At 68.8% G+C, this 12,905-nt stretch carries 14 protein-coding genes; 6 read left to right on the top strand and 8 right to left on the bottom strand.

Going from position 1 to position 12,905, the window contains the following annotated elements; genetic code table 11:
* The first annotated feature begins 1 nt into the window (after window position 1).
* The gene (locus J2853_RS10725) at window positions 2-1,801 is read left to right on the top strand and encodes an FtsX-like permease family protein (protein WP_307556877.1); all 1,800 of its coding nucleotides are present in this window, start codon (window positions 2-4) and stop codon (window positions 1,799-1,801) included.
* A gap of 127 nt (window positions 1,802-1,928) precedes the next feature.
* On the opposite strand, the gene J2853_RS10720 is transcribed toward J2853_RS10725, so the two are convergent.
* The 4 genes from J2853_RS10720 to J2853_RS10705 all read right to left on the bottom strand — a co-directional run bounded on the left by J2853_RS10720 (window position 1,929) and on the right by J2853_RS10705 (window position 4,936).
* On the bottom strand, window positions 1,929-3,236 hold the full coding sequence (locus J2853_RS10720; RefSeq protein ID WP_307556875.1) for a YibE/F family protein: 1,308 nt from the start codon (window positions 3,234-3,236) through the stop codon (window positions 1,929-1,931).
* Window position 3,237: 1 nt separating this feature from the next.
* Complete coding sequence (locus J2853_RS10715) at window positions 3,238-3,366, bottom strand: hypothetical protein (protein WP_307556873.1); 129 nt, start codon at window positions 3,364-3,366, stop codon at window positions 3,238-3,240.
* Window positions 3,367-3,582: 216 nt separating this feature from the next.
* A complete protein-coding gene (locus J2853_RS10710) occupies window positions 3,583-4,197 on the bottom strand; it encodes a vitamin K epoxide reductase family protein (protein ID WP_307556871.1) in 615 nt (204 codons plus the stop codon).
* A 55-nt stretch (window positions 4,198-4,252) separates the two neighbouring features.
* Complete coding sequence (locus J2853_RS10705; RefSeq protein ID WP_307556870.1) at window positions 4,253-4,936, bottom strand: DsbA family protein; 684 nt, start codon at window positions 4,934-4,936, stop codon at window positions 4,253-4,255.
* A gap of 193 nt (window positions 4,937-5,129) precedes the next feature.
* On the opposite strand from J2853_RS10705, the gene J2853_RS10700 reads away from it, so the two are divergent.
* Entirely contained in the window at window positions 5,130-5,492 is a 363-nt protein-coding gene (locus tag J2853_RS10700) for an ArsR/SmtB family transcription factor (RefSeq protein ID WP_307556868.1), read from the top strand.
* 591 nt (window positions 5,493-6,083) lie between these two features.
* On the opposite strand, the gene J2853_RS10695 is transcribed toward J2853_RS10700, so the two are convergent.
* A complete protein-coding gene (locus tag J2853_RS10695; RefSeq protein WP_307568644.1) occupies window positions 6,084-6,479 on the bottom strand; it encodes a RidA family protein in 396 nt (131 codons plus the stop codon).
* Window positions 6,480-6,617: 138 nt separating this feature from the next.
* Between J2853_RS10695 and J2853_RS10690 the strand changes: the two genes are divergently transcribed.
* On the top strand, window positions 6,618-7,592 hold the full coding sequence (locus J2853_RS10690; RefSeq protein WP_307556866.1) for a helix-turn-helix transcriptional regulator: 975 nt from the start codon (window positions 6,618-6,620) through the stop codon (window positions 7,590-7,592).
* A gap of 209 nt (window positions 7,593-7,801) precedes the next feature.
* Here the strand turns inward: J2853_RS10690 and J2853_RS10685 are convergent, their stop codons facing one another.
* Window positions 7,802-8,740, bottom strand: coding sequence for an AraC family transcriptional regulator (locus tag J2853_RS10685; RefSeq protein ID WP_307556865.1), 939 nt, complete (start codon window positions 8,738-8,740; stop codon window positions 7,802-7,804).
* Between the two features lie 111 nt (window positions 8,741-8,851).
* On the opposite strand from J2853_RS10685, the gene J2853_RS10680 reads away from it, so the two are divergent.
* Genes J2853_RS10680 through J2853_RS10670 form a run of 3 tightly spaced genes read left to right on the top strand, consistent with a single transcriptional unit; the run spans window position 8,852 to window position 10,705 of the window.
* A complete protein-coding gene (locus J2853_RS10680) occupies window positions 8,852-9,706 on the top strand; it encodes an NmrA family NAD(P)-binding protein (protein ID WP_307556864.1) in 855 nt (284 codons plus the stop codon).
* Between the two features lie 2 nt (window positions 9,707-9,708).
* Complete coding sequence (locus J2853_RS10675) at window positions 9,709-9,879, top strand: hypothetical protein (protein WP_307556862.1); 171 nt, start codon at window positions 9,709-9,711, stop codon at window positions 9,877-9,879.
* 55 nt (window positions 9,880-9,934) lie between these two features.
* Window positions 9,935-10,705 carry a class I SAM-dependent methyltransferase gene (locus J2853_RS10670; protein ID WP_307556860.1) on the top strand — a complete coding sequence of 257 codons (771 nt, stop codon included), beginning with the start codon at window positions 9,935-9,937 and terminating at the stop codon, window positions 10,703-10,705.
* A gap of 28 nt (window positions 10,706-10,733) precedes the next feature.
* Here the strand turns inward: J2853_RS10670 and J2853_RS10665 are convergent, their stop codons facing one another.
* Together J2853_RS10665 and J2853_RS10660 are read right to left on the bottom strand one after the other, a co-directional pair.
* Window positions 10,734-11,684, bottom strand: coding sequence for a helix-turn-helix transcriptional regulator (locus J2853_RS10665; RefSeq protein WP_307556858.1), 951 nt, complete (start codon window positions 11,682-11,684; stop codon window positions 10,734-10,736).
* 32 nt (window positions 11,685-11,716) lie between these two features.
* Complete coding sequence (locus J2853_RS10660) at window positions 11,717-12,814, bottom strand: IS630 family transposase (RefSeq protein ID WP_307554255.1); 1,098 nt, start codon at window positions 12,812-12,814, stop codon at window positions 11,717-11,719.
* Window positions 12,815-12,905 lie beyond the last annotated feature (91 nt).

The following is a 12,905-nucleotide window of genomic DNA, read 5'->3' as shown; positions in this document are numbered from 1 at the left end:
CATGGGCCGCACCCTGCTCATCCTCCGCCTCGTCCTGGCCGACCTCCGCCGGCACATGACCCAGGCCGTGATGCTCCTGCTCGCGGTGACCGCGGCCACCGCCACCATGGCCCTGGGCCTGTCCCTGGGCGGGGCGTCCCAGACGTTGTACGAGCAGACCCGGGCGGCCACCGCCGGGCCGGACATCGTCGCGCACGCCCCCGAGCTGGGCACCCCTGTGACGCCGGTCCTGACCTCACTGACGCGCTTCCCCGAGGTCGTCGCCCACAACGGCCCCTACCGTGTCGTCTACGCCACCCTCACCGCGCGCGGCACCGCCTCCCTCGTGGTGGTGCACGGTGTCGCCAAGACACCCGGCGCGGTCAACCGTCCGCTGGTGACCTCGGGCCGCTGGGTGCGCTCCGGCGGCGCGGTCCTCGAACGGGGCTTCGCCACCGCGCTGGGCGCCCGCGTCGGTGACCGCGTCACCATCTCCGGCCGGCCGTACCCCGTCGTCGGGATCGCCGTGACCGCGGCCACCTCCATCTTCCCGTGGTCGTCGTACGGCGGCCCGTACGGCGGCCCGAGTGACGGGAGCGGTCTGGTCTGGCTGCCGGAGTCGGACGCCCGGGCGCTGGCGGCCAAGGACCTCCCCGTGACCATGGCCATGGACCTCAAGCTGCGCGACCCCGAGGCCACCGAGGCCTTCATCGACGCCCATCGGGGCTTCGTCCACGACTCCACCGCCAAGGTGAGCTTCTCCAGCTGGCAGTTCACCGCCAGGCAGGACACCGTCATACTCAATGACACCCAGCCGATCCTGGTGGTCGGTAGCTGGCTGCTCAGCTTTCTGGCCATCAGCGGAGTGGCCGCGCTGGCCGCCGGCCGCGCCGCCGAGCAGACCCGCCGGGCGGGGTTGCTCAAGGCCGTCGGCGCCACCCCCGGCCTGATCGCGGCCCTTTTGCTCACGGAATATCTGATCCTGGCGCTGCTGGGCGACGCGCTGGGGCTGACACTCGCCCGCCTGGCCGAGCCCGCCATCGTCAGTCCCACCGCCAGCCGGATCGGCGATGTCAGCGGACCGACCGGCACCGTCATCGCCGCGACCACCGCCCTCGCCGTGGCGGTGGCGGCGCTGTCCGCGCTGCGTCCCACCCTGCGGGCGGTGCGCACCGCGACCGTCAGCGCGCTGGCCGTCACCGCTCACCGGCCTCGCCACCGTCCCCGGCTGACCGCGCTGTCAGCGCTGCTGCCCACCCCGCTTCTGCTCGGGCTGCGGCTGACCGCCCGCCGTCCGGGCCGCGCGGTACTGCACGCGTGCTCCACCGCCGTCACACTGATCGCCGTCACCGCCCTGCTGACCTACCAGGCCCAGCCCCGCTGGGGCTTCGCCCAGCATCGCGACGGCTGGGAAGCGGGCCTTTCCGGCATACCCAACCTGCGAGTCGCGCATGACAGCCGGCTGCTGCTGGCGGTCTCCATCGCCCTGATCGCCCTCGCCACCGTGAACACCGTCACGCTCACCTGGACCACGGCGATGGAGGCCCGGGCGAACATGGCCATCGCGCGCACCCTCGGCGCCACCCCCGGGCAGATCTCCGCGGGGCTGTCCGTCGCCCAGCTTCTGCCCGCCCTGCCCGGCGCCGTGATCGGCGTTCCCCTGGGCATCCTCTTGTCCGGGCAGATGACCACGTTCCCCTTCTCCTTGATCGCCGCCGCCGCGCTCGTGATCCTCCTGGCGACGACAGCACTCACCGCCGTACCCGCACGCCTGGCGGCCCGACGGCCCGTGGCACAGACCCTCAGCGCTGAAGCGGGCTGATCGGCCCGGCTCGGCAGGCATCGGCAGCAGCCGCGCCCGGTGGACCGAGTCCCGCACCACGACCCGCGGCACCCGCTGTATCGAACAACCGCGGATGGCACGGACGGCCCACCTGCTCTCCTGATCCTCAGGAGGACGAGCGCATCAGGGGATCAGGAAGGGCATCCGGCCGCCGTCGGTGACGCGCCGCCGGCAGCGGCGAATGGTCGACGTGGTCGTGACCGGAAGCTGCCCGCCGGGTACTGGCCAACGCGGCCAGCGCGGTGGTGATCGGAACGGCCGCGATCAGCCCCAGGGTGCCCATCACGCTACGGACGATCTCAGTGGCGATGACCGGATTGGTCACCACCTCGCCGATGGGCTGCTCGCCGACGCTGATGAGCAAAAGCAGCGGCAGGGAGGCACCGGCGTACGCGAGGATGATCGTGTTGATCACCGAGGCGATGTGGGCGCGGCCCACCCGGGCAGCGGCCCGATACAGCTGAGCGAAGGTGTAGCCCGGGTTGGCGTGCGCGAGCTCGGTGACGGTGACGGACTGGGTGACGGTGACGTCGTCCAGCACACCGAGCGAGCCGATGATGATGCTGGCCAGCAACAGGCCCTGAGTGTTGATCTGATAGCTGGTGTCCAGATAGAACGAGCTTTCGTCGGTGATCCCGTTCAGCTGGACGATACCGATGGCCGCATACGACAGCAGGCCGGTCAGGCTGAGACTGACCAGCGTGCCGACCACCGCCATCGAGGTGGGGATGCTCACCCCGTGGGTGAGGTACAACACCATGAGCATGATCGCCCCGGCGCCGACGATGGCGACCAGCAACGGCGACTGCCCGGCCAGGATCGCCGGGATGACGAACGTCAGCAGCAGCACGAACGTGATGACCAATCCGATCAGCGCCATCACCCCACGCCAGCGCCCAAAAGCGATCACCGCCAGTACGAACGCCACGCCGGCCAGCCACAGGGACGAAGACCGGTCATGATCGGAGATCTGGTACGGCGGCACGTCCAGCCCGCTGCCGCTGTCGGGCATATATATCAAGATCACATTGTCGCCCGCGGCGAACGTCTGCGAGCCGGGCCCGCTGGGCAGCGCACCGGTGATGACATGACCGGTATCGGGCCCGCTGGTGAGCATGACCCTGGCGTCACCACAGGTGGCCGGGTCAGCCTTCGGCCCGCCACGGGGTTGCCCATCGGCGAGAGGCTCCTCGGGGCACCGGGTGAGGGTGACGGCGGTGATCGTCCCGCTCACCCGCTGCAGGTTGACCGGCCGTTCGGCAGTGGACGCCGGCGGACCCGGCCACATCCAGACCAGCGCCGTCAGCGTGACCAGCGCCAAAGGAACGATCACGGCCAGCGTCGCCCACACCGTCGCCCGCGAACTGGGCACGGCCGAGCCGCCTGAGTGGCCATGCGAATGGTTGGCGCCCATGTCAGCACGCTCTCCTTCGGCATGCGGCCATCACGCCGAACAGGTCCCGGCCGACCCCGGCCGTGAGCACAACCCAGCCGGAGCTGTCGCGGACGGTTTCCGCGACGATGGCCGCCGGATCAGCGCTCACGACGCCTCCCGTCGCGAGTCCGGCCCGGGTTCACTTCTCATCGCTCACCTTCATGACAGCATCCAGCAGGTCGTTGTACATGATCGCGCCTGAGGCACCCGCGTGGCGATCCGCCCCTGGCGATCGAGAGGCGGCGAGGCGGGAATCGCCGCGGTCGTGGCGGTGACGAGCACCGGCCCCTCAACCCGGCAAGGCGCGCATCAGGGCGTCAGCGCATCACAGCAGGGTGCTCCAGTAGGACCAGAACCGCACCCCGATCACGGCGACGATGCTCAGGAACCAGACCGTGACGACCACCGTGTGATAGCCCACCAGCACCTCGGCGACGCGGCGCCCACCGGCGGGCAGAGGCAGGTGCCGCCGATGCAGGTTGTGCAAGGTGACGTAGAAGAAGATCGGGATGGTGACCGTCCACACCAGCATGCAGTACGGGCACAGCGCACCGATCACGTACAGGCTTTGGAAGACCAGCCAATGCACGAACACCACCCCGAAGGTGACGCCGGCTTGCAGGCCGAGCCAGAACCAGCGGCCAAGACGGGCCCCGGCCAGCAGGGCGGCGCCGACGGTGGAGACGAGGGCGAAGGCCGCGATGCCCAGCAGCGGGTTGGGGAAGCCGAACACCTCCGCTTGCGGCGTGGTCATCACCGAACCGCACGACAGCACCGGATTGATGCTGCAGCTGGGCACATAGGACGGGTCCTTCAACAACGCGATCTTCTCAACGGCGAGTGTGAACGCCGCACCCAGCCCGATCGCCCCGCCCACCAGAAGAAGCCAGGGCAGCGACCGGCGAAACGGCCCGTCTTCGGCGCCGGAGTATTCGGCCACGCCGGGAAGATCGTGCGACGCGGAGGATCGGCTACCGGCAGGTTCTACCGCGGCCTCAGCCGGCGAGTGCTGCATCGATGGCCGCCTTGATGTCATCCGAGGATTCGGGTTCGAGCTTCTCGCCGTTGAGGAAGAACGTCGGTGTCCCCTGCACGCCCAAGGCCTCGCCGTCGGCGACGTCCTTCTTGATCCGGGTCAGGGTGGCCGGGTCGCTGTAGGCCTTGTCCCAGGCGGCCATGTCCAGGCCCAGATCCCCAGCGAACTTCCGGAAGAGGTCGTCGGCGGGAACCTGCTTCTCCCCCCACTCCGTCTGGGTCTGATACATCCGCTGATACATCGCCTCGAACTTACCCTGCCCGGCAGCGGCCTCGACAGCGCGCGCGGCGCGCTCGGCGTTGAAGTGGCTGGGAAGAGGGAAATAACGCACCACGAAGGTCACCTTCCCGGCGTACTCCTTGCGCAGCTCTTCCACGATGGGGAAGGCGGCCCGGCAGGCCTCGCATTCGAAGTCGAGGAATTCCACCAAGGTCACCTTGCCGTCAGCGGCCGTTTGCACGCGGTGGCTGTCGGCCCGGACCAGCCGGGACCCGTCGGCCGCCGCGACCGCGGTATCAGACCCGGACCCGAACCGATTGATCGCGAACACCGCGCCCAGCACGACCACGAACACGCCGATCACCGCCAGCGAGATCGTGATGTTCTTCCTGCGCATGCTCTCGCGCCGTTCCTCGGCGCGCATGGCCTCAAGCTTCTCGCGCCGAGCCTGAGCCCGGGCTGGTGTCTTCGACACTCTCACACTCCTCACATCAGGGGGATGCCGCCGACACCGGATCAATCTAATGGATGTTGATATGTATCTGGGTCGAATCCGCCGCTCGACCCCACCACACCCGGTGAGCCCCGATCCGAAGGCCGGCTGTTAGCGTGACCGGGTGAGTGACGAGCAATGCGACCTTCTCTGCCTCGACTTTCCCCACGCCGAACAGGTCCGCGTCCGTCTGACCGCCGAGCCGAACCTGGCCTCGGCGGCCGAACGCGCCAAAGCCCTCGCCGACCCCTCCCGGCTGCGCGTCACGCTGGCCCTGTCCACCGGAGGCGAGATGTGCGTCTGCGACCTGGCCTGGGTCTGCGGCTTCAACCAGAACCTCGTCTCCCACCATCTGCGCGTCCTGCGCAACGCCGGCCTGGCGACCTCGCGGCGGGACGGCAAGCTGGTCATGTACCAGCTCGCCTCCCCCGCGAACGCCTTGCTGGAAATGCTCCTGGCCGGCACCGAAACCGCCGGGCACAGATGATCAGGCGCCGCTGACGCACGTCGACCACACCGGCAACCACCCGGCCATCACCTGGCCAACCCCGGCCTTGACCAGCTCACACCGAAGATCCACAGCAGGCCCCCTCCGTTTCTGCCGGAGGGCCTTCAGTCCGTTGTTAATGATCTTGAATTCAATCGAGCGACTTTACAATGTAGATTAATAAGCTGATCGTGTTCAGCCGCATCCGCAGGGAACCCGCTTGCGCTCTTGCCATCCGCAACAAGGGCCCGCGGATCCGCAGGCGATGCCGGCTCGGCGACGTGGATCCTCACCGGATCACCTTCCACTCCCCTGCCCCACACCATCCGCCGCTTCGGCAACGGGACGCTCAACCCCACCGGGTCGCCCGCAGCCGGCGTGAGTTCGCCCAGGCGTACTCGGGCCCGCGGACACCGCGGCGCCGGCGTACGTCGAGCGGCAGGCGGGCGTCCACGTGCCGCGGTCGTTGCGGGAAGGACTCACCGCCGAAGCCACAGACGCCGATCGTCACCACCCCGAGCGCCGGAAATCACCCGCCTGCCCGCTGCTCGTGCCGCCTCCGGCGGCCCTGCCGGAGGCGGCGAGGTCGCATCAGGCGACGGCGGTCCCCTCAAGCTCGACCATCAGGTCGGGGATCGCCAGCCGTGTCACCCCGAGCATCGTGGTGGACGGCGCCACCCCGGCGGCGCCCAACCGTGACGCCAGCACGCCGTAGTCCTGGAAAAGCCGATCGACGTCGGTGGTGTAGACGTTGAGCCGGACGAGGTTCGCGAGGGACATGCCGGCCTCGCCGAGCACGGCCTCCAGGTTGTCGAGGCTCAGCGCCAGCTGCGCCGCCATGTCATCGGCATGCTGGAGCTTGCCGTCGCCGCTCATCGCGGTCTGCCCGGCGCAGTACAGGGTCCGGGTGTGCCCGGAGACGAGCTCACCCTGGTTGTAGCCCATCTCCACCGACCACGCCCACGGGTTGACCGCCGTTCGTTCCATCGTCACACCAGCTCCATTCGATTCGTCGGCATCACGTACGTCCATCGGCTCGGTAGCCGCCGTCCTCGACGTCGTGGTGATGAGCCTCCCAGCGAATACACGACATCCTGTGTCGTGTATTCGCTGTAAAGTTTTTGGATGCGCGCCGACCGGTTGGTCTCGCTGGTACTGCTGCTGCGGCAGCACGGTCGGCTGTCGGCGGCGGCGCTGGCCCGCGAGCTGGAGGTGTCCACCCGCACCGTGCTGCGCGACATCGAGGCGCTGTCCACAGCCGGTGTCCCCGTCTACGCCGAACGCGGCCGGCACGGCGGTTTCGCGTTGTTGCCCGGTTTCCGGAGCGAGCTCACCGGACTGAACCCCGACGAGGCCCTTGCCCTGCTGGTCGCCGGATCGCGGCGCGGCGCGCAGGTATTCGGCCTCGGCTCGGCGCTCGCTTCGGCGATGCTCAAGGTGGTCGACGCGCTGCCCGAAAGCTATCGGGACACCGCGGCCGGCGCGGCCGGGCGATTGCTCATCGACCCGAAGACCGACCTCCTCTCGCGCCGGCTGGTCGCCGAGGAGGTGCCTGACGCCATCGTCGCCGAGGTCCTGCGCGCGGTGTTCGCCGGACACAAGCTGCGCATCCACTACGCGGCCGTGGACCAGACCCCGAAGTGGCGCACGGTGGACCCGATCGGCCTGGTCACCGTACGCGACTGCGGCTACCTGCTGGCCACGAGGTCTGGCGCGGACCGCACCTACCGGCTGTCCCGGGTCTTGGCCGCCGAGGAACTCGCCGAACCCGCACAGCGACCGGACCGGGTCGATCTGGACCGGGCCTGGCAGGAACGCAGCACGCGGTTCCGGACCGGCGGCGACCAGGTCCCCGTGCTGGTACGGATGGACCCGGCGCGGCGGGAGGACCTGGTGGGCACCGCGCTGGCCGTCCTCACCGAAGAAACCGACGCGGAGGGCCGGCTGCGGCTGGAGGTGACCTTCCAAGATCCGAGACACGCCGAATGGGCGCTGTGGCAGCTCAGCACGAACGCGGAAGCCCTGGCCCCGCAGTGGTTGCGCACCTCCCTGCGCGACCGCGCCGCCGCGGTCGCCGCCCGCTACGGAGTGTCATCCTGAGAGGTGCCGCCTTCCGCGGGTCGCCGCTGACGCGATTCGGGCCGCTCCATACCGAACCGCGCTGGGCTTTGTGGAGCTCTTGACGTACCTCGAGTTCGGTGGAGTCGGCTCGGTTGGCCTTCGAGGAGGCTGAGTGCAGAAATCAGCGGTAGGAAATTGATCTCCTCGCCGGTTCGGTGACGGCCGGCAAGAGCCGTGCCGGGCGATGGTCAGGCGGTGAGGTGGCCGGTGCCGGAGGCCGGGTCTGCGCGGATTGCCTCTCGTTGGCGCCAGACGCCCGGCGGTTGCCCGTGGTGGCGGCGGAAAGCCGCCGCGAACGCGTAGGGCGAGCTGTAGCCGACGGCGCCGGCGATACGTGCGAGGCTGAGCTTGTCGGCGCGCAGATGATCCCGGGCCAGGGTCATCCGCCAGTCGGTCAGATACTGCATGGGAGCCTGGCCGAGTGCATCCCGGAAGGCCCGTGCGAAGGCGGCCCGTGAGAGGCCGCTGATCGCGGCGAGCTCGGGGACGGTCCAGGGATGGGCGGTGTCCTCGTGCATGGCCTGCAGCGCGGCGTGCAGCCGCGGGTCGACCGAGGCCCGGTACCAGCGCGGTGCGGTCGGGCTCCGGCGGAAGTCGCTGCGGATGGCCAGTACAAGAAGCACGTCGAGCAGCCGGTCCAGCACGGTCGGCTGGCCTGGTTCCGATTCGGCCAGCTCACGTGACAGTAACGTGACCACGTCCCGGATGGGATCGTCGATCGCCGACGAGAGAGTCAGAACCTGGGGCAGTGCGTCGAGCAGCCCGCTGCCGACGTCGCCGGAGAACTGGTAGGCGCCACACAGAAACACCGTCGCCCGTGGGGCGTCGGCGCGCCCTTCGTGCGCGTGGCGGGCGCGGAATTCTTCCGGTTCGAGGCAGTCGGCGCCTGGCTCGTGCCCTATGTAGTGGTCAGGCCCACCACGAACGAGCGTCACGTTCCCCGGTGTGAGTTCCACAGCGCTCTCGGGCGCGTCGAGCCACAGCCATCCCCTGCCCCGGACGACCGCGTGTACGGCGAGCTGGATCGAGCCGGCCAGGCGTAGCCCCCACGGCGGCTCGGCCACCGTCCGGGCGAAAACGGCGCCGCCGGCACGCGCTCGCACGAGATGATCATGCAACAGGTCCACGAGACGAGACTGCGCGAGACTATCGTCCTAGTCAAGGTGACAAGCGTTTCACGCAAACAAATGAGCGTGAGGCACATTGATTCTCTCGCCGGACTCTCCGAGCATTGAAACATGTTCAATGAACCGCAGACCGCGCTCATCCTCGGAGGCACCGGGAGAACCGGCTCACTCGTGGCGAAGATGCTCACCGAACGAGGACTCAGTGCCCGCACCGCATCGCGCCACGGCAGCGATGTGCTGTTCGACTGGGACGATACGACCACCCACGCCGACGCGCTCGCCGGCGTCGACCGCGTCTACCTGGTGACACCGATCATGCGAGTCACCTACGCCGACCAGGTAGCCGCCTTCCTGGACCTCGCCGAAGCCACCGGAGTCCGTCACGTCACCTACCTGAGCACATATAACGGCGACAAGGCGCCGCAGGAGGTCGACATCGCCGCAGTCGAGACCGGCCTCGCCCACCGGCAGGCGATCACGCATTCCATCCTGCGCCCCGCGTGGGTGATGCAGAACTTCAGCGACGAACACCTACCGGTCATCGACGGAGCGATCACGGTACCGACCGGCGGCGGCACAGAGACCTTCGTCGACGCAGCCGACATCGCGGCGGTCGCGGTCGAGACGCTGCTCCATCCCGACGCCCACGCCGGCGCACAGTACGCGCCCACCGGCCCCCAGGCTCTCACCGTCAGCGAAGTCGCCGACATCATCGCCTCCGTGTCCGGTCGACCCGTCTCGCATCACGACATCGACCGCGACACGTGGATCAACGGCGCGGTCGCCGCCGGCGTCGTCCCCGCCGACTACGCGGTGATGCTGCGGTGGCTCACCGGCGCCATCGTCTCCGGCAACGGCTCCACCCCCAACGACGACATCGAGAAGGTCATCGGCAGGCCGCCGACCACCTTCCGCGACTTCGCCCAGCGCAACGTCCACGCCTGGAACGCCCCGGCGGAGGGGTGAGCATGACCACGGACGACATCGCCGACTTCGCCGCGCTGGACCCGTTCTTCCGGATCATCGAAAAGGAGCTGCAGGGGGTCGCCGACGGGAAGCTCGCGGTCTTCAACGCAGTGGGATGGCCTCACGTTGGCGTCGTACATGACAATCAACATGGTGAAATAGCGATCAAGTGACATCCCGTGTAGTGACACGTTACCCAGGCCATAGAGCACTGTGCGGGGACGATGGATGACAGCCAGAAAGGCAGTGTCAATGTCCGGCGCGCAGTTGTACGACACCATCGGAGCCACCTACACCGTGACACGGCGCACTGAACCGCGCATCGCCGCGCGGATCTGGGCTGCGCTCGGCGATGCCCGGACCGTACTGAACGTCGGGGCGGGCACCGGGTCCTACGAGCCCCCCGACCGTCACGTCCTCGCGGTGGAACCGTCGGCGCTCATGCGTTCGCAGCGCCTTCCGAACGCGGCGCCGTGCCTGGTTGGATCTGCCGAGAGCCTGCCGTTCGATGACCGGTCCTTCGATGCCGCGATGGCTGTTTCCTCCGTTCATCACTGGCAGGACCCGATCGCCGGCCTGCGTGAGATGCGGCGGGTCGCTCGCCGCGTGGTGGTGTTCACGCACGACACCGGTGACGCCGGATGGCGTCATCGGTTCTGGCTTACTCGCGACTACCTGCCTGAGGTCGCGAACCTCCTTGCCGGCCGGCCTTCGGTGACCGAGCAGGCCGGCGCGATCGGAGCCCGGATGGAACCGGTGCCCATCCCGTGGGACTGCACCGACGGCCTCTTCGAGGCCTACTGGCGTCGGCCCGAGGCTTACCTGGAGGAGAGTGTCCGCCGCGGTGTGTCGGTCTGGGCCAGAGTCGGGCCGGACGCCGAGCAGCGCGCGGTGGACAGCCTCCGAGACGACCTCGCGTCCGGTCGGTGGGCCGAACGCAACCGGGACCTCGTCGATCTCGACGAGGCGGAGCTCGGTCTTCGCCTGCTGATCGCCTGAATCCGCCACGACCTCCTGACTGGACGGGTCACCGGACGGCGTCGGTGAGGCGGGTGGCGAGGTCGCGGATGTGCGCGATCAGTTCGGGTGGTTCGTGAACGGTGAAGGGGAGGTCGAACAGGCCGAGGTAGAGCGTGAGTTCGTCGAGGGAGTTCGACCCGGTGTGCAGGAGGCAGGTGTGCGGGTCGACGGACTCGATGACGCCGACGGTCGGAGGGATCCGCTCAGCCGCCACCTCGGCCGCGACGTGTACGGTGACGCGCGCCCGGTAGCGGTAGGCCGCGGTCGAGACGCCGTGTGACAGATACGCGGCGAGGTCGATGTCGGGTGCCTCGCGCGGGGTGAAACGGGGACCCGTCGGGATGCGGGGCGCCAGCCGGTCCACCCGGTACGTGCGCCAGCCGGCGCGCTCGAGGTCCCAGGCGATCAGGTACCACCGGCGGCCGGTGTGCACGAGGCGGTGGGGCTCCGCCGTACGGACCGACGCCCTACCGTCGTGGCCGCGGTAGTCGAAGCGGAGCCGTTGGTGGTCACGGCAGGCCACGGCGACGGCGGTCAGGACCTCGGGTTCGACGGTCGGACCGGCGGCGGGGACGGTCACGGTCACCGAGTGCAATAGGGTGACCCGGTGGCGCAGCCGCGACGGAAGGACCTGCTCGAGCTTGGTGAGCGCGCGTACGGATGCCTCCTCGATGCCGGCCACCGTGCCGGTCGCGGCGATGCCGAGCCCGATGGCGACGGCGATCGCCTCGTCGTCGTCCAGGAGCAGCGGCGGAAGTTTCGCACCGGCGCCCAGCCGGTAGCCGGGCACGCCCGGAGTGGCGTGAACCGGGTAACCGAGAGTCCGCAGCTTGTCGACGTCCCGGCGGACGGTCCGCACGTCGACCTCGAGGCGCTCGGCCAGGTCGGCCCCGGTCCAGTCGCGGGGTGTCTGCAGCAGGGACAGCAGGCGCAGCAACCGCGCCGAGGTTTCCAGCATGTGCTCAAGCCTGCCGGTGAGCTAGTGGCCCGTCACGCAACCTTGGCCGGGTAACTGGTCCAGCTTCTGATGGGTGAGCTGGCGGCGAAGTTCGTCTTGGGCCGGGCTTGGGCGTTGCGCCAGCGCACATAGGCGCCGATCGCCGCGTTCTGCTCGGCATGGCTGCGGTGATCAGTGCCATTGAGGGCGTAGTAGCGCAAGGCGGCGAATTCGGACTCGATCCAGTTCAACCACGAGCCATAGGTCGGCAGGAACACCAGCTCGACATCGTTGGCAGCCGCCCAGGCGCGGACCTCGCGGTGCTTGTGCGGCGAGTAGTTATCCATGATCACATGCAGTTTTTCGCCAGGCCAGCGCGCCCGGAGCGTCTTGAGGAAGGACAAGAACTCCCGCCAGCGTTTGCGTTTGCGGATGCGGTAAAACAGCTTGCCGGTGGCCAGATCCAGGGCCGCGATCATCTGCATGACGCCGTCGTAGCGATGGTAGGTGGCCCGCAGCCGGGCCGGTGAACCCTGAGGTCGCCACCGTTTGCCCTTACGCGGCAGCAGATTCAGCGGCCCGAGCTCATCGACGCAGATCACCCGCCCATCAGCGGGCGGGCTGTCATACAGCTTCAGCACGCGTCGCATCTTGGCGATGAAGTGCGGGTCGGTGGATGCCTTCCACGTCGTGGTGGTCTGCCAGCTCACCCCGCCCTTGCGCAGGATCCGCCGCAGATGCTCGCGGCTGATCGCCGCCACCACCCCTCGGGCGATGAGGTGCTCGGCCAGCGTGCGCAGGCTCCAGGTCGACATGCCGGCGATGCCCCACTCAGCGGGGACCGTCTTGGCGATCAGGCAGATGCGCTCACGCACCCGCTCACTGATCGCCGGGGGACGGCCCCCGCTCCATTTTGGGTCCAGCGCGTCAAACCCCCGCTCGTTGAAGGCGTGGATGACATCACGGACGTAGTCGTCACCGACCTGCATCAACGAGGTGATGTCCGGCACCGACTGGCCCTGGCCGGACATCATCACCACGATCGCCCGCCGCAACTTGATCGGATCCTTCGCGGTCCTCGTGATCCGCTGCAGTCTGCGGCCTTCCTCCATCGACAACGGCCGGACGAACACCTCTGGTCGGCGCGCCATGACCACCTCCCTATCTTGCGGAAGCAGCCAGCCTGACGGGTTCACCCCAGGAGATCAATTACCCGTCCAAGGTTGCGTGACGGGCCACTAG

Origin of the sequence: Streptosporangium lutulentum, from assembly GCF_030811455.1 — a bacterium.
GTDB lineage: Bacteria > Actinomycetota > Actinomycetes > Streptosporangiales > Streptosporangiaceae > Streptosporangium > Streptosporangium lutulentum.
The sequence above is the reverse complement of the archived record's forward strand: the minus strand, read 5'-3'. Positions and strand labels throughout refer to the sequence as shown.

Excerpts from the sequence above, each read along its gene's own strand:
- J2853_RS10725 (WP_307556877.1), top strand. The coding sequence starts at position 2 with ATGGGCCGCACCCTGCTCATCCTCCGCCTCGTCCTGGCCGACCTCCGC.
- J2853_RS10720 (WP_307556875.1), bottom strand. The coding sequence starts at position 3,236 with ATGGGCGCCAACCATTCGCATGGCCACTCAGGCGGCTCGGCCGTGCCC.
- J2853_RS10705 (WP_307556870.1), bottom strand. The coding sequence starts at position 4,936 with ATGCGCGCCGAGGAACGGCGCGAGAGCATGCGCAGGAAGAACATCACG.
- J2853_RS10695 (WP_307568644.1), bottom strand. The coding sequence starts at position 6,479 with ATGGAACGAACGGCGGTCAACCCGTGGGCGTGGTCGGTGGAGATGGGC.
- J2853_RS10690 (WP_307556866.1), top strand. The coding sequence starts at position 6,618 with ATGCGCGCCGACCGGTTGGTCTCGCTGGTACTGCTGCTGCGGCAGCAC.
- J2853_RS10680 (WP_307556864.1), top strand. The coding sequence starts at position 8,852 with ATGTTCAATGAACCGCAGACCGCGCTCATCCTCGGAGGCACCGGGAGA.
- J2853_RS10675 (WP_307556862.1), top strand. The coding sequence starts at position 9,709 with ATGACCACGGACGACATCGCCGACTTCGCCGCGCTGGACCCGTTCTTC.
- J2853_RS10670 (WP_307556860.1), top strand. The coding sequence starts at position 9,935 with ATGACAGCCAGAAAGGCAGTGTCAATGTCCGGCGCGCAGTTGTACGAC.
- J2853_RS10665 (WP_307556858.1), bottom strand. The coding sequence starts at position 11,684 with ATGCTGGAAACCTCGGCGCGGTTGCTGCGCCTGCTGTCCCTGCTGCAG.
- J2853_RS10660 (WP_307554255.1), bottom strand. The coding sequence starts at position 12,814 with ATGGCGCGCCGACCAGAGGTGTTCGTCCGGCCGTTGTCGATGGAGGAA.